The organism is Cyanobacterium stanieri LEGE 03274, assembly GCF_015207825.1.
GTDB classification, from domain to species: domain Bacteria; phylum Cyanobacteriota; class Cyanobacteriia; order Cyanobacteriales; family Cyanobacteriaceae; genus Cyanobacterium; species Cyanobacterium stanieri_B.
On record NZ_JADEWC010000019.1, the window covers coordinates 1 to 19,188 of the forward strand.

The following is a 19,188-nucleotide window of genomic DNA, read 5'->3' on the forward strand; positions in this document are numbered from 1 at the left end:
TCCATGTATATGTGGAGTTTAAGCCTAATAATGAAGTCTGCACCCCTACCCCTATCAATAACAATCAACCCACTAACAATAACCCTACCCCCACCAATAACAATCAACCCACTAACAATAACCCTACCCCCACCAATAACAATCAACCCACTAACAATAACCCTACCCCCACCAATAACAATCAACCCACTAACAATAACCCTCCCGAAATCAACTCATCAGGGGCAACAACTCCAGCCCAAATCAATATCAATCCTCCTTCAAACCCTCCTCAAAACCCCGAATCCGTGCGAAATATTCTTTCTAATTCCCAATCTCAAAATCCTAACCCTAATAATTCCCCTGAAAATAATTCGCCCACAAACCCTAACAACCAAGCCCGTGAAGAAATCGAAAACAGTGCAGATATTTTAGGAAATGAGCCAATTACCCCAGAAAATACGGAATTAGAATTAGAATTTGTAGATTAATTTTCATTAAAAAATTAATTTATTCATTCATAAAAAAGATACACTAACATTAAACATAAAAATAATAAAAAAAGGTATTTTTGATGACGGGAATTAATGAGCAAAGAAGTAGCCGTCGAGTTTTAGCAGTATGTCGGGCTTTAGACAGTGACGGAAAATTTGTCGGCTTTACCCTCGATATTACAAAAGAGGGTATCCATTTAATCGTTGAAAAATCTTTCAATCCACCAACCACCTTTGATTTAATCCTCAATTATCATACTGATTTAGATAAACAATTATCTGATGTAGCTATCACCATAGAAAAGATGTGGCGTAAATCAACCAACGACGAGTACGATCAAATAGGTGGTAAAATCATTACCACAAAACATCCAGAGGCTTTAAATGAATTAATCACTTTTTGTGATCAAAAAGCCAAAAATAAATATGAATTTTCCCTTGAATTAGTATAATTAATCCCGTTTATTTATGATGTGTGATGAGTCTAAATTTATCTCTCAATTAAGAGAGAAGCAACATCAATTAAACAACATTTTAGACAGTTTTAAAAACCTTAATTTGTTGGTAGTAGGAGATTTAACCCTCGATGAATTTTTAACCGGAGAAGTGGAGAGATTATCGAGGGAAGCCCCTGTATTAATATTACGCCATGAAGAAACCAGACAAATTCCGGGAGGCGGTGCCAATGCAGTCTATAATTTGGCAAAGTTAGGGGCTAATATTAAAGTAGCGGGATATGTGGGTGATGATATTCAGGGGGAAGCCCTCATCAAAATTTTTCATTCAGCAAATATCGATACCACGGGCATCATTAAAGATTGTACTCGCCCAACGGTGACAAAAACCCGCATTGCAGGCCACGCTAGACAGTCTGTTACTCAGCAAATAGTTAGGGTTGACCGTAAATCCGATGATTTTCCTTGCCCAGAATTACAATCACAATTATCCCATTATATTGAGAGTCAATTATACCACGTAGATGGGGTGGTTTGTTCTGATTATGGTGATGGGGTATTTACTCAATCTGTTATTAAATCATCATTAAATCATCATTTAGTGGTGGTAGATAGTCAAAAAGATTTGCCACGGTTTACAGGGGCAACTTTATTTACCCCTAATTTACCTGAAGCAGAATTAGCAGTAGGTTATGCCATTAATGATGAGGCTACGTTGTGGAGGGCAGGGGAGGATTTATTAGGGAAAACGGGGGCTAAGTATATGTTAATCACTAGGGGTGAGGAAGGAATGAGTTTGTTTTCTCGGAAAGATAATAAACTAGAAGTAGAGCATATACCTGCCTTTAATCGTACAGATGTTTTTGATGTTACGGGGGCAGGTGATACGGTGGTGGCGGCGCTATCCTTGGCTTTGTGTAGTGGTGCAAATCCTTGGGAAGCGGCAGTTTTAGGAAATTTGGCAGCTAGTATTGTGGTAAGGGTATTTGGCACGGCTACAACTTCGGTGACGGAAATGAAAGAAGCCCTTAATATATATTTGGAGGAAAACTAGCGTTACCTCGTCCATTATAATAAAATGGTACAGCACAGCATAGCCATCAGGGAAATTCGTGATGTTAAGTTATTTTCTAGCTATTATTATTGCCATTGCCAGTTTAAATTTATATTTAAGTGCTTTTGTGCGCCCCAAGATTCATCGTCGAGATGATTTTCTTTGGAGTGCGTTGGGCTTGTTTTATGGTTTAACTTTATGGATTTGTGCGGGGAGAGTGACGGGGGCTATTTTACTTTCTCAATTAGCTATTGTAACCGTTGCGATCGCCTTTATGTGGGAAAATATAAGTTTGCGTAAGGCATGGTTAAGCAATGAAAATAATACCCTAGAGGGTTTCTCTGTGCTTAGTTTTGTATTAAGTATTTTAAGTAAATTTTCTAAACCTAGTGAGAAAAAAGAAACGGTTTCTTCAAAAATAAAAGAAGAGGAAAAAGCAAAAACTTCTGAGGATGATAATTTTCCAGAAATTACCCCAGAAATCAAAGAAGCCTTAGAGAAAGTAGAGGAAGAAGAAATTATTCCATCTTCTGATGTTAGTCTTTCTGAAATAAGTGAGTCAGAAACTTCAGACAATCAAGCCAATAAGGTATCTGATGATTTACAAGAGGTAGAAGAAGACAATCTTTCACCCCCCCTTGGGCAAGAAGAAAAAGATTTATCTATGGTAAATCAAGCAGAAAATAATTCAGAAGAATCTTTGGTTGTTAATGGGCAAGATGAATCGCCACAATCACAGCAGAAAAAAGGTTTCTTTACTAAGATTTTTGGCGGTATTTTAGGCGGTAAAAAGAAAAAAGTAGCCCCAGAAAATAAAGTTAATCAGGAAAATGAGGAAATCGGTGATAATTTTATTGATAACCCCGATGAAGATAGTAACAATGGCTTTTTTGACGAAGAAGAAAGTAAATCCAATCCTCCCCAAGACATTCCCACGGTTATAGAAGAAGATTCAGATTTACCCATTGATGAAGCCACTTTAGCAGAATCTTCCCCTGATGAACAAAATATTTTAGACAATGACTCCCCTGGGGGCGCTGATGATGAAACAATTTTGGAGAAGTCATCCCCTGATGATGAAACAGTTTTGGAAGAAGGGGGCGCTGATGATGATGAAACCCGATTTTTAGAAGCATCTTCCGATGATGAAACCTTGTTAGAGGATGATAGTTTTAATGATGGGCAAGATATTATTTCTAGTCAAGAAGTAGAAGAAGAGATAAACCCCATTATGGCTTCTGAGATAGAAGAAAAACAGGAAGAAGAAGAAAATATCATGACAGGGGAAGATGTTGCCATGGAAATTCCTAGTGAGGATATTGTTAATTCCTTTGATGATGTTACCGATAAGTTAAAGGTAGATAATGTTAATGAGTCTGATAATTGGGATTTTCTGGATGAGGAGGAAGAAAAAGACAAGCAGGATGATTCAGAGGATGAAACTGTTGATGATATTTTAGAGGAATTGGATAAGAATGATGGGATTAGTTAATTAATTTGGTGTTGGTGAATTATTTTCTACCTTAATTAAAAACAACGTCATTAATATATACTTTCTTGGTATGGTAAAAAACCTTTATTTGGTTGCCATTGAATGGCATTTTCTTGGGGGAGAGAATAGATATTAATTTTTGGAGATTTTAATAACTTTTCTTGATTAAAATTGTTATAGTTAATGATTGTAGAAGGATTAATTTTTTCTATATCTGAGATGGAAAGATTATTCCCAGACCATATTAAGGTGTCAATGTTACCTATACTGGCAGTATCTAGGTTAATGGTTTTCTCTGTGTTAATAAACATCCATTTTTTATCTTCTATTTCCCATGTGATAATGTCTAAGTCATGGGATAGGGGATGTAGATTTAGGGGATTTTTTTGGTTTTGATAAATATTTTTTATGTTGGTTTTTTGATTGAGATAATTAAGAGATAGGTTATTTTCTAGGTTAGGTTTAGCTAGAATTAAGTCAATATTATTGATTCCTTGATGATTGAGAAAGTTAGTTAGGGTATAGTTAAGATTATTTTTGTCAGGCAGATTGATTAGGTAATTATGAAGATTATTTTCAATGATGATGATAGGTTGTGGATTATTTCTAATGATTGTTACTTGGGTTAGGTTAATTTTTTGATAGATAATGGGAATGATAATTAGACAAATTATAAATAGGCTTAATTCTCTCCATCGTTTTTGTAGGGTTGGATGAAAACAAATTCCAATGTAAATAGCATAGGTAATTGATATTACTGTTAGGGAAATATTTCCCATGGCTAAAGATGAAAACGGTAAATTATTACTTATTTTCACTATTTCAATCATTAACCTAATAAAAGGATACAACATAAGGGCGATCGCACTGGCTACCATGGGCAAAAATAAACCAATAAAACCACTAATAATACCCCCGAGAGTAAGAATTAAAGCCAGAGGAGAAACCACAATATTAGTCAAAATACTATAAACAGGAAGACGATGAAAAATATAACCCTGTAAAGGTATAATCCAAATAGTAGCCGCTAAAGGCACAGCCACTAATCTGGCAATGGTAGTCGGTAAAAAATCTAAGCGGGAAACAATGGGTTGAAAAGTCATAATCAAGCCAAAAGTAGCCAAAAAACTCAGCTGAAAACCTAAATCCCATATCCACAAAGGATTAATCAATAATAAAATCAAAGCAGTTAACCATAAACTAGCAACAACATTCACCCGACGACTATCATCCCAGAGGGCAACCAATACCGCCAATCCCATAAAACTAGCCCTTAACACTGAAGGATAAAACCCCGTGAGGGTAAGATAAAACAAAAGACTAACCATACCACAACCCAAACGCCACCCCGAAGAAAACCTCGCGCTTAACCATAAAACAAAACCCAACAAAATTGAGACATGAAAACCAGAAGCAGCCAAAATATGGGCTAACCCTGCATCCCGAAAAGAATCTTGAATCTCAAAGGATAAATCAACTCCCCGACTACCAATCACCATGGCACTAACTAAAGTACCATAGGGAATATTAAGATAACGTACATGAGATTGAATCACCCTTTTTCTCAACTCATATACCGATTGCTGATAAATATTGCCAAACTTATTTAACTCAACTCCTTGGGCGCTAAAACCTGCCCAAATGCCCTGCCGTGATAAAAAACTAGCAAAATCAAATCCCCCTGGTTGATTTGCCACCGGTGGTTGATATAATCTTCCTGTTAAAGTGACTTCCATGGAGGGAAATAAATTGATAGTTTCTAACAAAGGGGCAGTAACATATAATTTGCCATTAACCTTTTTACCTTCAAATTCTTTGGCTTCTAAAATAAATCTTGCCCGTTGATTACGATTTACTTGCAGGGGGGTAATAATTTTTCCTTTTATCTGTAAACTATTATCAAAACTATCCTCGATGGTAGTTAACTGATGACTTATATCAATGGGAGAGGGTTTAGGTAGTTTCCATTGATAATAATAATAACTACTAATAATAACTAAACCTGCTATTAACCACCATGGTTTTTTGGGGGCAAAATACCATTTTAAAGGAATAGTAAAAGCAAGAATTAAGCTAATAATTATTATTATTAAAACTAAAAATATTTCATTGCCTTTAATAATACTTAAACCAGTTAGTAACAATCCTAATATATAGGATATAATCAGCAAATATATTTTATAACTATCTCTATTCGGCATTATTTTTTTTAGCCACAGTGCTACCTTTTTGCTTCAAATAATTTTAACTGAAAGTAACAATTATCAACCATTCAAATTAATTACCATATATCCCTATGGGCTTATTGCTGTATTTTTTGAGAGTCCTAAAACTGATAAAATATAAAAAACCCCTCAAACTAGACATATTTTTTTTTGGATAAAAATCGATGAATCAAATGATTAATAGACAGTGGTGGGTAGAAAAATGGCTAGAATTATTAGACTCCTATCGCTTCAAAAAAAGATTAGAAAGGGCGCGTAACTACGCCAGAGAAGGAAACGTACTCAATATAGAATTTAAACAAAATCATCTTATCTCCGAAGTACAAGGAAGCGAATCCCAACCCTATCGAGTCACCCTTTCCCTAGAGGCATTTTCTGATGAAGATTGGGGATATGTCATCGAAACAATGTCGGAAAAAGCCCTGTTAGCGGCTCAACTGTTGGTGGGGGAGATGCCTTCAGAAATCGAACAGGTATTTATTAAAAATGGCTTGAGTTTATTTCCTTTTAATCTTACTGATGTTAAATCCCGTTGTACTTGTCCTGATAAAGCCAATCCATGTAAACACATTGGGGCAGTTTACTATCAACTAGCAGATCGTTTTAGTGAAGACCCTTTTATCATATTCCAGTTGAGGGGAAGAAGTAAAGAACAAATTTTAGAAGCCTTGAGGGTTTGTCGTGGTATTAAGTTATCGGGCAAAACTCCACAACCAGAAATGTTAGGTAAAATTAAATCCTTACCCAAGAGAAAGGCTAAGGCTAATAAAACTTCTGTACCTCTTAGTATTGATAGTTTTTGGGAATATGATGAGCCATTGGATTCTTCTTTGGTGGTGATTACTCCTCCTACGGATAATAAAAATATTCTTGATGTTTTGGGGGATATTCCTTTGCCCTATAACGATGCTCAAGCCCTGATGCAATATTTACAACAGGTTTATAATATTCTCCCCGTGAAGGTGATGGAAATTGCCCTAACGGATAATGGTTAGGGTGCGCTGTATCATGATTCTTGTGAATTAAATGGGAAAACGTTTCATTTTAGCAAAGGCATCCCTAGCGGTGTCTGCTAATCGAGCATTAATCCCAGGCACTTGGGGAATTTGCCATAATACATCCACGGTGCGCCGTAAAATACGGACAATATCTCCTTCATCAAGGGTAGTGTTAGAACAAAGTTCGTCCCATGTTACCCCTAAACACCAAGCCTCGGATAAGCCAATAACATCTCTTTCGAGGTAAACGGGCATGGTAATATCTCTTTTATTTTGCGCCTGATATAGTTTACGTCGAGTTTCTGGCAATTGTTCTTCTGGGTTATATTCATCGGCTATTTTAACTAATCCTAAAGCGTCTAATACTTGGGGGGAAGGTTGGTAGGCTACCCATGTATCAAATCTGGGGGGATCTGTAATTAGGGCTGTAATAGCGGGGGCGAGGTGATGGGGTGGTAAAAAGTCTAAATGGCCGGAGGTGAGGGCTAGGGCTAACCATAGTTCGTTTTCTCCTCGAATGACGGCGGCGGCTTCGCCGAGAATGGTGGGTTCAAATTCTTTTAATGCTCCAAATTCTCGTAATATTTCCACGAGGGCTAAAAATTCTTGCCAATAGTATGAGCTATTAGACTTTACTTTTTGATATTGGTTTTGGATGGTGGTTAATTCTTGTTTGAGGGTTTGTCTTTTGCTGTTGTTGCGCATCAATTGCCCAATTTTTTCCACTTTGTCGAGGGGGTGTTGTTTGATGAGGTTTTCGACGGCTTCAATGCGTCTTTCTTGGCTGATAATTTCTTCACTAACGGGGGTATATTCTTTTTCATAATCTGCAATGAGGGGAATAATTGCTCCACTGGTGGCATCCCCAGCGCACAGTTGCCCGGCGCTGATATTGTCGATTTCGGGTAGGTAAAGGTTTTCGAGAAGGTTGGGGGGCATTTTGCCTGAGTTGATGTCGATGATGTCACTGATGGAGGCGACATACCAATGGTTGTCTTTTCCTAGGCATAGAAAGAATTCTTGGCTATTGTTGGATATTTTGGCGATTAAGACGGCTTCGATGACGTAGGCGTTTTTTTTGCCTTGGCGATTGAGGCTAAGGATATTGCCGATGGTGAGGTTGGGAATGGAGGGTTTGAGGGTTTGTACTCTTTGTTGACGCCAGTTTTTTTGGAATAGTTTGAGAATTTTTTTCTCTTGTTTTAGTCTTTCTTTTAGTTTTTCGTAGGAGGCTAATTCTTTGCTGTTATATCCTGCTAAACTGACATCTAGCCTGGTTATTTCTCTGGTGTAAGATGCGATCGCCTCTTCTTGGGGATTAAGTTGCTCTTGGGCTAAATATTCGGCGAAACTCAATTCTAATAACTGTTTTGCTTCTTCAATGGTGTGTTTTTGTAATAGGTTTAACACCATGCCATAACTAGGAGTAAACCAACTACGCAACGCTTCTGGTTCAGCTTTTGCCAATTTAGAAGCCACTAATACTCCTTCGTAGGGGGTTTGCACGGTGACAACATAACCCACATCATCCATACCCCTGCGCCCTGCCCTTCCGGCAATCTGTAAAAATTCTGAGGGGGTGAGGGTGCGAATGCCATCATCTCCTCTTTTTTTGAGGGCGGATATAACGGTAGTACGCGCTGGCATATTTATCCCGGCGGCAAGGGTGGCGGTGGCAAAGACTATTTTGATTAAACCTTGTTCAAATAAACGCTCTACCAATTCTTTCCAAGCGGGTAAAATTCCTGCATGGTGGGCGGCAATTCCTCGGGTAAGGGGTTCAATTTGGCTACTTCTTACCAATTCGCTATTATCCCCTAAAAAGCGTAAAATTCTTTCTTTTAAGAGAGGCTTTTCGGTCAAAAATTCTATTAATTCTACTTCGGAATTTTCTTTGTTAGTAATAAAATTAATTACTTTTTCATAGGTGATTTCATGTTCTTTTCTGGCAAAATCTACTATTTTATCTTGTAATTCAATACTTTCTAGTAGTAAAAATTTTAGTAAATAGGATAATATTTTTTTGCTTTCTGCCACGGAAACTAAGTTAACATAATTGAGAGACTCAACGGCTTGATCACAACCTTTCCTACTAAATATAATATAAATAGCAGGGAGCATATTTTGGTTATTTAATTGTTGGGTTAAACCTTTTACGGTGGGGCAAGTTTTGCGATCAAATCTTCCTCTTTTATTCGGTCTTAAAAGGCTTTTTAATTGAGGGTTTATTTTATCGGTTTTATCTTTAAATAAATTTTGTAATCCTTTACTATGGCTAAAGTAAAATTTGAGGGGTACGGGGCGAAAGTCGGAATTAACTAATTCACAACGACTAAAATCCCCCTGTTGGAAATGACAACGCCTGACATGGTTTATCCAGTCGCATAGCTGTTGAGGATTGCCCACGGTGGCAGAAAGGGCTACTAATTGGATATGGGGGGGGCAATAAATAATTGATTCTTCCCACACTGTTCCCCTACCTGGATCATTGATATAATGACATTCATCAAGGACAACACTTTGCACATTACGAACAGATGTACCTACTTCGCCGATGGGGGTACTGTATAGCATATTACGGAAAATTTCCGTTGTCATTACCACGATGGGCGCTTCTGGGTTAATAGATACATCCCCGGTAATTAAGCCGATTTCGGCATATAAACCTGATTCTGGGATGGGAGTTTGACCAAATTTTTCTTGAAAGTCTCTGAATTTTTGGTTTGATAGGGCTTTGAGGGGGGTGGTGTAAAATACCCTTTGCCCACTGTTTAAGGCACGATAAATAGCATACTCCCCAATGAGGGTTTTTCCTGAACCTGTGGGCGCAGTTACTAATACTGATTTTCCTGCGTCGAGAAGTGCGATCGCATCTACCTGAAAATCATCTAATTGGTAAGGAAAAACGGTTTTAAAATCTAAATTCAAGGGAGGCATTATGATTGCTTGACTATGCTGTATATAATGATTCTAACGACTTTTTCTGGTAAAATGGAAAACAATTATTATTTATCCAATTTTAACAGACAAAAAAAATAGCCCTACCATCACCTGGGGGCCTTATAAACAATTGAGAAACAATCAACTGCCCTATCTTAATGACAATCAATTGTTTCCCCAATCAAAAAAATTACTTAGTATTAGTACAAGTCTTCTTCTTTGTGGGTTTCGATTTTACAATCAGAAGTAGGATAAGCAACACAGGTTAAAACATATCCAGCTTCAATTTGATCATCATCTAAGAAAGATTGATCAGATTGATCGATAGTACCAGAAACGATTTTACCAGCACAAGTGGAACAAGCACCAGCACGACAAGAGTAAGGTAAATCAATACCTTGTTCTTCAGCTACATCAAGGATATACTCATCATCGGGTACTTCAATAGTTTGTTCGCCGTCTTCAGTAACTAGGGTTACGTTATAAGTTGCCATGTTTTGTTTCCTTTAATAAATAGTTTGCAAATGCTATTTCTTACTATAAAAGTAAGCCTATTAAGAATAGTAAAGGATAAATGTCAATTATGCTCTACACATTAGCAATGAAATTCTTATCAAGAAAATAAATAAGTTTTTTTTATATTATAAAATGAGTACCAACACTGACATGCAATATATTTGTTTTTCTAATAAAGTACGGTATATAGGGCTTTACAGGTTCGGTTATCTTCAAAAATAGGTTTTTTAGCTGTTAATGTTATATATTAGTTTTTTTTATTTATGTCTGAATGAAGTACATAGCAAGATAGGATTAATTTTCTTTGGATTAATAGATTCTTGATGCTCAATTGTTTACAATAGTGACTTACGATACATCGTTGAACAAAAATAAAGATAAGGTGTTATCAAACAATTATTTTAAAAAATTATCGTCGTATTTAAAACGCTTTTTTTACTCACTTATTCTATTAAATTAATGCCTTTTAAGAATGAAAATAAAATATATTATTAAACCCAAAAATATTACGAACCATTTTAATTTATTACAGGTTACAATTTTTAGCTTTGTATTTATATTTTTTATAATCCTATCCTACTATGTAGCAAAGGGTGACTTAAATTATTTAGACATATACTTACAAGAATTAATTCAAAATAATTTTCCTAGTTGGTTTGAATCAGTAGCTAGATTTTTTTACTTTGTGGGGGAAGCAGAAGTAGCAGTTTTTATAGTATTATTTAGTTTAATTTTTTTAGTCTGGAAACGTTTATGGATTGAAGCTCAAGTGATGGCTTTATCATGTTTATCGGTATTATTATTGATTGATAAAGTATTAAAACCATTATTTGCAATACCTCGTCCTGTGGATAGAATGGTTGATAATGTATATGGTTATAGTTATCCTAGTGGTCATGGATCAGGAAATCTACTTCTATATCTCCTCATCACCTATTTTATAACCGAATATTTTCCCCGTTGGCGATTTACTCTATTTACTCTTGTCAGTATTTTAATGATTTTAATGGGTATTAGTAGTGTATATTTGGGGGTACACTGGGTTACAGATTTTTTTGCTTCCTATTGTGTGGGTTATATCTTGTTTAGTATTTCTGTATTATTGCATAAAAGTTCTGAGTAGGAAAAAGACATTTTGGTTACCATTAAGAAATGTAACAATCTTTGAGTAATCAATGGAAGCACAAAAGAACATTAATTCTAGTTTTTGGAATCCCATCATTTATGTTGCGCCGTTTTTTCTCTGGGGTACGGCCATGGTAGCCATGAAAGGTATCATTTTAGAGACTACCCCTATATTCTTGGGGGCATTGAGAATTTTTCCTGCGGGGATTTTAGTTTTGATGTTTGTGGGTAGGGGGAAAAGTGTACAACCTCAATCCCTAAAAGCATGGGGCTGGATTTTTTTATTTGCTTTGGTGGATGGGGCAATGTTTCAGGGTTTTTTAGCGGAGGGGTTGTTGCGCACAGGGGCCGGATTAGGCTCGGTTATGATTGATTCTCAGCCTTTATTGGTGGCGATTTTGTGTCGTTGGTTATTTAAGGATATGATTGGTTTTTGGGGTTGGTTGGGGCTAGGTGTGGGCATTATGGGCATTAGTTTAATTGGTTTGCCTGACGATTGGATTATGAGTTTGGTTGAGGGTAATTGGGGGGCGTTTTATTTTAGCTGGGAAGGGCTGTTTAATAATGGGGAGTGGTTAATGTTATTGGCTTCTTTATCTATGGCGTTGGGTACTGTTATGATTCCTTATATTGGTCGTCATGTGGATACGGTGTTGGCTACGGGATGGCATATGGTGATTGGCGGTTTAATGTTATTCATCCTCAGTGGGGTTACGGAAACAAATCAGTGGGTTAATATTAGTTTTTCTGGTTGGTTATCTATTAGTTATGCGACCATATTTGGCAGTGCGATCGCTTATGGTGTATTCTTTTATTTGGCATCTAAGGGTAATATTACGAGTCTAAGTGCGCTGACTTTTTTAACTCCTGTGTTTGCCTTAACTTTTGGTGGTTTGATTTTGGGGGAAAAACTCTCTTTCTTACAATGGGGCGGAGTTAGTCTTACTTTGGTTAGTATTTATTTGATTAATCAGCGCACTTTAATTAATCAAAAGTGGCAAAATTTAAAGTCCAACTTTCCTTGGTTAAATGTTAACGAGAAAATTAATTAATTATATTTTGGGTGTTGCTGATGGCTTTATGATTTTATCCCATCAAAAAAGCTGGGGATTAACTTCTTTAGATAAATTCTCAATTTTTTGGTCTAACTTCTCAAGTTTGGATTCTAGCCGTTGCTCAACTTGATCAATTTTCCCGTCTAATTTATCCATCTTGAACTCCAAACGAGCCACAATATCAGCGATACTAACCTATATATTTTGATTCATAAATTACTCCTAAAAGGACTTACTTTAGTTAATCCTTTGAGTCTATATTATGGTTAAACTATGACAAAAAAGCACAAAATGTCATCAATCAGTCATCAAAAAGGGTTAATTTCTTGATTTAGCTATAGTCTGAGTTATTTCAATGTACTATGAGCCTAGGACTTAATTACCTATGTTATGGGTTTTATTTTAATGCCGGGAGGCGGAATTGAACCGCCGACACGAGGATTTTCAGTCCTCTGCTCTACCAACTGAGCTATCCTGGCTTGAATTTGACACTTATATAGTATAACGAATATTTTTTAAGTTGACAAGGTTTTTTTATTTTTAATTTTTATAGTGGGCTATGGTAAAAAGTTTTACGCTCTAAGCCAAGCAAGGGATAATGCGAGAAGAAGACAAGCAAAAAGGGTGATACCCATTAACAACAAGGCAAATAATTCCCCTGATGATAAAGGGCGATCGGTAGGATCTAAATAGGCAGAGCTTTGATAGTTATCTTCGGAATCATCTTCATGAAAATTAAAGGGAGATTGAATCACATTCCAACGGGAGTAACCTATTTGAAGGTCATAGAGCGATCGCCTCTCAGGATTCGCCAACACCCCATAGGCTTCATTCAAACATTGAAACTTAGACCTAGCCTCCTCAAGAGGTAAAGAAGTAGTATCAGGATGATAAAGTTTACTCAACTCCCGATAAGCTCTACGAATATCCAACTCAGAGGCCGAAGGATGTAAACCCAACAAACCATAATGGGTATGGGCAAACAAACCCCCCTGAGCAGAAACCGAGTTTTGCTTATTATTCTCCATATCCTCCGACTATTCCACCTTAAACATATCCACAGAAGACAGTAAATCCCTCGCAATGGTTACTAAATTTTGTAAAGAACCAGCCACCCGTTGAGACTCTTGGGAAGTTTCTTGGGCCGTTAACTCCACATTCTGCATTACTTTAGCTACCCCCTTAGAATTCTCCCTTTGTTCATCGGTATCCGCGGTAATAGAGCGCACCAGGGCATCAATACGATTAGCTACTTGAATAATATCCTCTAGGGATCGTTTAGCATCCTCAGAACGGCGGGTAACATCCATCACCTGTTGAATACCTTCCTCCATGGCCGTCATTACCGAGCCTGTTTCCGTTTGAATCTGTAATACAATTTGTTCAATCTCCTGCAAAGACTTAGCCGATCTATCCGCCAACTGTCGTACCTCCGCCGCTACGATAGAGAAGCCCCTACCTGCTTCCCCCGCCCTAGCAGCCTGCACCGAAGCATTAAGAGCCAAAAGGTTAGTACGGGAAGCAATGTTAGAAATCACCGCCACAATGGTAGAAATTTTTTGGGATGCCTCTGCCAACCGTTTTACCTTACGGGTAGTTTCTGATACCGTCTCCCTAATCTGTAAAATACCCGCCACGGTGCGCTCTACCGCATCTCCCCCCTTCAAAGCTGTCACACTAGAAGAACGGGCAACCTCCTCCGCTTCTCGAGCATTTTCGGCTACCCTCTGAATCGAATCGGTCATCATTTGCACCGAATTAAGAGTTACCGCCAATTCCTCCGCCATTCTCAAAGCGTCGCTCGACTGACTACGGGCAAATACTTCACTATCGGTACTACCTTTATTTACCTGAATAGCCGCTTGTTTTACCTGAATGACGATGGTACGAACGTTTTTAATGATTAAGTTAAAAGCATCTGCCACCGCCCCAAGAACGTCAGAAGTAACCTCCGCTTGAACCGTCAAATCACCCCTTGCCGCTCCTTCCACGTCATCGAGGAATTTAACCACCTGTTTTTGGAAATCTTCCCGAGCTTTTTCGGTATCTTCGGCTCTTTTTTTGGCTTCGGTGGTGGTCATTTTAATCATTTTCGCCATGTGATTAAAACTAGAAGCTAGAGTTCCAAATTCATCTTGGGAGTAAACGCTAGTTTTGACATCGTAATTACCTTGATAAATGGAGTCAAACTGATTTTGAAGATCATTGGTGTAATGTTCTACGTGTTTTGCCATCACTAGGCCTGCCCCTGCGGTAGTACCCCCCGCCGCAATCCCTGTCAATAAACCAAGGATAAATTTATTTCCCCATCCTAAACCCTGTCTTTCCCCTTCCGTGGCGCCTCCTTGGAATGAGGTAATTAATAACACTGCCACGAAGGAAACTACCCCTGTTAGTAAACCATGGAACAATTGTTTGTTGAAGCTGGATAGATTGTAATATTTACTAAATTTATTGGGGTGTACCTCCAATTCAGAGGGCATGGCTTGATAGGCCGGGCTAGTATAAGGGGAAAAAGAAGCACTCGTACCTATGCCATCGTCCCCCCCTAAGTCAATGCTATTAAGGTCTGAGGTGTTAAAGCTAAAGCTACTTTCGTCATCGTCATCAAATTTATCGTTGTTTTGTGGTTGTTGGGGTTGAGGAAAAATAGAGGAGGGAATACTATCGGAGGAGATGTCGGGGATGTCATCGAGATCGTCGGGGGCTAAAAAGAATTTTTCATCATCTCCAAAAGCCAAGGGTTGATCGTCATCATCTTCAATATTGGTGCTTTGATTTTTGGTGGCAAAAGATCCTGAGGGGGTGGTTAGGGGTTCTAGGGCGGAGCTATAGTCGCCGTAGTCGTCGTCGTTGAGGTCGTCAAGAAAGTCTCCCCCTGTGCTGGTGAGCATTTCTTCTAAGTCCACTAGGTCTGATTCTTGGGAGTTGGAGGATTCGTCTTGGGAGGAGACCACAAAAGTGGGGCTACCGGTGATGTCTTCTTCTGATTCTTCTTCCATCTCTAAGGAGGGAAGGTTGTCATAGTCGATGTCGGAGGGGTTAACATCAACGTCTAAGTCTTGAATGTTGGTTACCCCAAATTCAAATTCATCGTCATCTTGGGGGTTTTCAGGATCGAAGTCGAAGGGTTGAGAGAGGGAGTCGAAATTGGTGGCGGTGATGTCATCGTCAAAGTCATTTTCTTGATCCGTGTCAAAGGGATTTTTGAGTTGATCTGATAATTGTTCTTGATTGGTGAAGGAGGGATTTTGTTGGAGGGTGGGATCTTCGATGTCTTCTTCTTCTAAATCTTCGGGGTCCCAATCGAGGTTATCTAAGGAGAGACTATTGGTCCAGTTATCTCCTTCCTCTCTTTCTTCAAATTCTTCTACTTCTTCGCCAAAGTTAGGATTTTCTAATTCTACGGGATAGATGTTGTCTTCTTGTTCGTCTATTTGTTCTAATCCTTGGTTTGCTAAATTAATTAGCTCGGGGCGATCGCTCAGTTGCAAAACTTTTTGATAACTATGTTTAGCATTATCGTAGTCGTCCTGTTGTAAGCAAATATGACCTTTAAGTAATAAGATAGCAGGATCTTCGGGGTAGTCATTAACAAGAATATCGGTAATATCACGAGCCTCTGGCAAATTCCCTTCTAAATAGGCGTTTTGTGCTTGGGTGTATCTTTTTTGATAGTCAGTTTCTGATGCCATCTTTACTTCTCCGTCAGTTGCTAAATTCTAAGTTTAAACTTAATAATGTGTCTATCATATAACTACTCTAAAGTTAGGCTACCCAACGGGCTGAGCGTAAAATCGCAATGTGGTCTAATACCCTTATATGATGATTTCTTCCTTCTACCCATTCCCCTTGAACATAGGGGGCAATGTGGTCGGGAATATTTAGGGGTATTTGTAGTTTATCCACTTCTAGCCAGTGAATTGCTCCTAATGATTTTACTGCTAATCCTAGAACAATGTCTTGTTCTTCGACGGCAATTACGGGAACTTCACCACGATCGGTGTTTAACATGTTAGGATACCCTAAAAATTGCCCTAGATCTGCTACCCAAATAATTTCCCCTCGAAGATTGATTGTCCCGAGCAGTAGGGGGGAGGCGTTGGGTACGGGGGTAATATTTCCCGGTTCTTGTTGCATGATTTCTCTAATACCCATGGCAGAGAGGGCGAATTCGTCTCCTGAGGGGAGAAAAAAACGAAGATGGGATTCCCCTTCTAACGCTTCTACATCTTCGGTAAATTCTGTATCAAGGGTTAGGGAATAGGGTGATTCGTCCATAGATGGGGAATTTTTCTGATTATCTACCATTTTCGATGCTCTTGGGCTGAAATTACAGTGTAACTTCTTTAAAATTTTATGAAAATTAAATAATAAAGATTAGGAGAAGTGTAACTGATCATTAATTATAATGTATTATTTCCATTAGAAAATAAATTATAAATAATTATTTTTTGAGTAGTTGTTTAATCATTTTCATTAGTTCACTGGCTTGAAATGGTTTACTAATGTAAGCGTCTGCTCCTTGTTTCATGCCCCAATAACGATCAAATTCTTCTTTTTTGGAGGAACAAAGAATTACAGGAACTTTTTGGGTTTTTTGTTCTGATTTGATATGCCGACAAACTTCGTATCCGTTCATTTTGGGTAAGATTATATCTAATATAACTAGATCTGGTATGGTGGTTTTCATTACTGTTAAGGCATCCTCACCGTTGGTTACGCTTTGTACTAATAATCCTTGTTTGGTGAGTAAGTTACTAATAATTTCTCTGGTGGTTTTACTGTCTTCTACAAGTAAAATTTTTTTCATAGGAACGTAATAATTGACAATTGATAATTAATATTTATTTATTTTTAACTACTCACTATCCATTATTCATCATTTTGTCTAACTCTCCATGGTTCGGTCTAATTTGTTGGGGGTTATGTTATGATTCTTTGGGGCAAAAGGGAAGGGTTTGAAGGGCGATCGCCCAGTCTTCTTGAGTTTTAATGGTAATGATTGCTACGGAGGAATCGGGGTTTGCAATATTTCGATCAAGACATTTGCCCTGATTTTTTTCTCGATCTAATTTGAGGTTAAGGAAGGAAAATTGAGAACATACTTGCTCACGAATTAAGGGGGAATTTTCTCCTATCCCGGCGGTAAAAATTAAAACGTCTAAGCCTCCTAGCCCCGGAATCATCGAACCAATCACCGATGTAACTCGGTGAGTAAAAATGTCGAGAGCTAGTTGAGCTTGATGGTTACCATTGGCGATCGCACTTATAATACTACGGACATCGGCAGATATTTGAGATACACCCAATAAACCAGATTCTTTATTCAGTAATTGATTCAATTGCCCGTAATCGTAACCATATTCATCCATAAGATGAAGGAGAATAGCCGGATCAATAGAACCACAGCGAGTACCCATCATCAACCCTTCCAGGGGAGTAAAACCCATACTGGTATCGATGCTATGACCATTTTTGATGGCTGTCACCGATGAACCATTACCCAGATGACAGGAAATAATTTTTAAATCCTCCATGGGTTTACCCAAAATTTGAGCTGCTCTTTGGCTCACATAGCCATGGGAAATGCCGTGAAAACCATATCTTTGAATCCCCCTCTCATACCATTGGTAGGGTAATGGATAAATTTTTGCCTTGGGCGGGATACTACTATGAAACGCTGTATCAAATACCGCCACTTGGGGCGTTTGTGGCAGGGTAAGGGCGATCGCCTTTATACCCTCAAGGTGAGCGGGATGATGATTAGGAGCTAAAGGAATCAAATCTTTAATAGTCTGCTCCACCTCAGGGGTAATAATACAAGAACGAGAATAACTACGCCCCCCATGGACAATCCTATGACCAATAATATCAATATCATCAAGACTTGACAAAACTTTTGTATGACCATGGGTAATGGTTTCGAGCATAATCAAAATACCATCCCTTTTATTATCTAAAGGTAAATCGATTTTGCGTTTCTGACCATTGGCAAAAACCTTTAATAACCCATACTCATCACTTACTGTCCAATCAATACTAGCCTCCCAAAGAGGTTCTAAGGGTGTCGATAAATCTGTATGGGGTTGAATTTCATAAAGACAACTTTTTTGACTGCTTGAACCTGCATTGAGAACTAATATTTTCATGATTAAAACCTAAACTTCACCTTTTATTTTACGCAGACGAGTGGAAAGACTGCGAATTACTTCAAGAGCAAATAAAGGGGTTTCTTGTATCAAAAACACAAACTTATCTCGATCTAACTCAGCTACTTGACAATCCGTACGTGCAATGGCGGTAGAAGCCCTTTTATGATCAGGTTGTACTAACGCCCCTTGCCCAAAAACATCATGTTCCAAAATAGTTTCTACTCTTTGATCATTCACCATTAAATCTACTTGCCCTTTAATCAAAGTGTACATCACGCTACCATCTTCCCCTACCCTAAAAATGACATCTCCTGCGGAAACGTTACGGATTTGTAAATTATTAAAAAAACGATTGGCGAGATCTCCTGGTTCTAACATGGTATTTTTCTGTTTATATTGGTCAAATTTTATTATGTCAGGATCTTAGTTTATTTAACATTAAGAACTGTTTAAGTAAGTTATTAACCATCATCCACTTTGATGGAAAACATTTAAATTCTTTTTCTTGATGAGATTCAACAAAATAAATAATGCCTAAAACTTATTCACTGACGTTACGTAATTTTTTTTAACAGGTGGGGTGGTTAAAAATGTGAAAAGTTTTTATGAGGTTATTGAGGAAGTGAAAATAAGACCATTAATTAATGTAGAGTTGTTCTAAATTTTTGAACCTGATACCCGATACCTAACACCTCAAACC

Annotated in this window: 15 protein-coding genes, 1 tRNA gene and 1 pseudogene; 7 read left to right on the forward strand and 10 right to left on the reverse strand. The window is 37.9% G+C overall.

Annotated elements, in window-relative coordinates:
• From IQ215_RS09225 to IQ215_RS09240, 4 genes and pseudogenes are all read left to right on the forward strand, one after another.
• A pseudogene (locus IQ215_RS09225) lies at positions 1–470 on the forward strand (hypothetical protein); the annotation flags it as partial.
• Between the two features lie 83 nt (positions 471–553).
• Positions 554–925, forward strand: coding sequence for a PilZ domain-containing protein (locus IQ215_RS09230; RefSeq protein WP_193801024.1), 372 nt, complete (start codon positions 554–556; stop codon positions 923–925).
• A 16-nt stretch (positions 926–941) separates the two neighbouring features.
• Positions 942–1,982 (forward strand): bifunctional heptose 7-phosphate kinase/heptose 1-phosphate adenyltransferase, encoded by a 1,041-nt coding sequence (locus tag IQ215_RS09235; RefSeq protein WP_241735295.1) that lies wholly within the window; start codon positions 942–944, stop codon positions 1,980–1,982.
• A gap of 61 nt (positions 1,983–2,043) precedes the next feature.
• Positions 2,044–3,474, forward strand: coding sequence for a Ycf66 family protein (locus IQ215_RS09240; RefSeq protein ID WP_193801025.1), 1,431 nt, complete (start codon positions 2,044–2,046; stop codon positions 3,472–3,474).
• Between the two features lie 50 nt (positions 3,475–3,524).
• Here IQ215_RS09240 and IQ215_RS09245 read toward each other — a convergent pair whose 3' ends face one another.
• The gene (locus IQ215_RS09245; RefSeq protein ID WP_193801026.1) at positions 3,525–5,675 is read right to left on the reverse strand and encodes a ComEC/Rec2 family competence protein; all 2,151 of its coding nucleotides are present in this window, start codon (positions 5,673–5,675) and stop codon (positions 3,525–3,527) included.
• Between the two features lie 197 nt (positions 5,676–5,872).
• Here IQ215_RS09245 and IQ215_RS09250 point away from each other — a divergent pair, with 197 nt between their 5' ends.
• On the forward strand, positions 5,873–6,694 hold the full coding sequence (locus IQ215_RS09250; protein ID WP_193801076.1) for an SWIM zinc finger family protein: 822 nt from the start codon (positions 5,873–5,875) through the stop codon (positions 6,692–6,694).
• Positions 6,695–6,721: 27 nt separating this feature from the next.
• Here the strand turns inward: IQ215_RS09250 and IQ215_RS09255 are convergent, their stop codons facing one another.
• Both IQ215_RS09255 and IQ215_RS09260 read right to left on the reverse strand, forming a co-directional pair.
• Complete coding sequence (locus IQ215_RS09255; RefSeq protein WP_193801027.1) at positions 6,722–9,634, reverse strand: DEAD/DEAH box helicase; 2,913 nt, start codon at positions 9,632–9,634, stop codon at positions 6,722–6,724.
• A gap of 203 nt (positions 9,635–9,837) precedes the next feature.
• On the reverse strand, positions 9,838–10,131 hold the full coding sequence (locus tag IQ215_RS09260) for a ferredoxin (protein ID WP_193801028.1): 294 nt from the start codon (positions 10,129–10,131) through the stop codon (positions 9,838–9,840).
• A 494-nt stretch (positions 10,132–10,625) separates the two neighbouring features.
• On the opposite strand from IQ215_RS09260, the gene IQ215_RS09265 reads away from it, so the two are divergent.
• Together IQ215_RS09265 and IQ215_RS09270 are read left to right on the forward strand one after the other, a co-directional pair.
• Positions 10,626–11,276: a phosphatase PAP2 family protein gene (locus tag IQ215_RS09265; RefSeq protein WP_193801029.1), complete on the forward strand. Its 651-nt coding sequence runs from the start codon at positions 10,626–10,628 to the stop codon at positions 11,274–11,276.
• Between the two features lie 52 nt (positions 11,277–11,328).
• Complete coding sequence (locus IQ215_RS09270) at positions 11,329–12,330, forward strand: DMT family transporter (RefSeq protein WP_193801030.1); 1,002 nt, start codon at positions 11,329–11,331, stop codon at positions 12,328–12,330.
• 409 nt (positions 12,331–12,739) lie between these two features.
• Here IQ215_RS09270 and IQ215_RS09275 read toward each other — a convergent pair.
• The 7 genes from IQ215_RS09275 to IQ215_RS09305 all read right to left on the reverse strand — a co-directional run bounded on the left by IQ215_RS09275 (position 12,740) and on the right by IQ215_RS09305 (position 18,866).
• Positions 12,740–12,812 (reverse strand) — tRNA-Phe (locus IQ215_RS09275).
• A 93-nt stretch (positions 12,813–12,905) separates the two neighbouring features.
• On the reverse strand, positions 12,906–13,361 hold the full coding sequence (locus tag IQ215_RS09280) for a J domain-containing protein (protein WP_193801031.1): 456 nt from the start codon (positions 13,359–13,361) through the stop codon (positions 12,906–12,908).
• Between the two features lie 9 nt (positions 13,362–13,370).
• The gene (locus IQ215_RS09285) at positions 13,371–16,028 is read right to left on the reverse strand and encodes a methyl-accepting chemotaxis protein (RefSeq protein WP_193801032.1); all 2,658 of its coding nucleotides are present in this window, start codon (positions 16,026–16,028) and stop codon (positions 13,371–13,373) included.
• Between the two features lie 73 nt (positions 16,029–16,101).
• A complete protein-coding gene (locus IQ215_RS09290; RefSeq protein WP_193801077.1) occupies positions 16,102–16,614 on the reverse strand; it encodes a chemotaxis protein CheW in 513 nt (170 codons plus the stop codon).
• Between the two features lie 166 nt (positions 16,615–16,780).
• Entirely contained in the window at positions 16,781–17,146 is a 366-nt protein-coding gene (locus IQ215_RS09295; RefSeq protein ID WP_193801033.1) for a response regulator transcription factor, read from the reverse strand.
• A 118-nt stretch (positions 17,147–17,264) separates the two neighbouring features.
• The gene (locus IQ215_RS09300; RefSeq protein WP_193801034.1) at positions 17,265–18,485 is read right to left on the reverse strand and encodes an acetate/propionate family kinase; all 1,221 of its coding nucleotides are present in this window, start codon (positions 18,483–18,485) and stop codon (positions 17,265–17,267) included.
• Between the two features lie 9 nt (positions 18,486–18,494).
• Positions 18,495–18,866 carry a cyclic nucleotide-binding domain-containing protein gene (locus IQ215_RS09305; protein ID WP_193801035.1) on the reverse strand — a complete coding sequence of 124 codons (372 nt, stop codon included), beginning with the start codon at positions 18,864–18,866 and terminating at the stop codon, positions 18,495–18,497.
• Between the last annotated feature and the right edge of the window lie 322 nt (positions 18,867–19,188).

What these genes read in the sequence shown, in the direction of transcription:
- IQ215_RS09230 (WP_193801024.1), top strand. Translation starts at nt 554, where the DNA reads ATGACGGGAATTAATGAGCAAAGAAGTAGCCGTCGAGTTTTAGCAGTA.
- IQ215_RS09235 (WP_241735295.1), top strand. Translation starts at nt 942, where the DNA reads ATGATGTGTGATGAGTCTAAATTTATCTCTCAATTAAGAGAGAAGCAA.
- IQ215_RS09240 (WP_193801025.1), top strand. Translation starts at nt 2,044, where the DNA reads ATGTTAAGTTATTTTCTAGCTATTATTATTGCCATTGCCAGTTTAAAT.
- IQ215_RS09245 (WP_193801026.1), bottom strand. Translation starts at nt 5,675, where the DNA reads ATGCCGAATAGAGATAGTTATAAAATATATTTGCTGATTATATCCTAT.
- IQ215_RS09250 (WP_193801076.1), top strand. Translation starts at nt 5,873, where the DNA reads ATGATTAATAGACAGTGGTGGGTAGAAAAATGGCTAGAATTATTAGAC.
- IQ215_RS09255 (WP_193801027.1), bottom strand. Translation starts at nt 9,634, where the DNA reads ATGCCTCCCTTGAATTTAGATTTTAAAACCGTTTTTCCTTACCAATTA.
- IQ215_RS09260 (WP_193801028.1), bottom strand. Translation starts at nt 10,131, where the DNA reads ATGGCAACTTATAACGTAACCCTAGTTACTGAAGACGGCGAACAAACT.
- IQ215_RS09265 (WP_193801029.1), top strand. Translation starts at nt 10,626, where the DNA reads ATGAAAATAAAATATATTATTAAACCCAAAAATATTACGAACCATTTT.
- IQ215_RS09270 (WP_193801030.1), top strand. Translation starts at nt 11,329, where the DNA reads ATGGAAGCACAAAAGAACATTAATTCTAGTTTTTGGAATCCCATCATT.
- IQ215_RS09280 (WP_193801031.1), bottom strand. Translation starts at nt 13,361, where the DNA reads ATGGAGAATAATAAGCAAAACTCGGTTTCTGCTCAGGGGGGTTTGTTT.
- IQ215_RS09285 (WP_193801032.1), bottom strand. Translation starts at nt 16,028, where the DNA reads ATGGCATCAGAAACTGACTATCAAAAAAGATACACCCAAGCACAAAAC.
- IQ215_RS09290 (WP_193801077.1), bottom strand. Translation starts at nt 16,614, where the DNA reads ATGGACGAATCACCCTATTCCCTAACCCTTGATACAGAATTTACCGAA.
- IQ215_RS09295 (WP_193801033.1), bottom strand. Translation starts at nt 17,146, where the DNA reads ATGAAAAAAATTTTACTTGTAGAAGACAGTAAAACCACCAGAGAAATT.
- IQ215_RS09300 (WP_193801034.1), bottom strand. Translation starts at nt 18,485, where the DNA reads ATGAAAATATTAGTTCTCAATGCAGGTTCAAGCAGTCAAAAAAGTTGT.
- IQ215_RS09305 (WP_193801035.1), bottom strand. Translation starts at nt 18,866, where the DNA reads ATGTTAGAACCAGGAGATCTCGCCAATCGTTTTTTTAATAATTTACAA.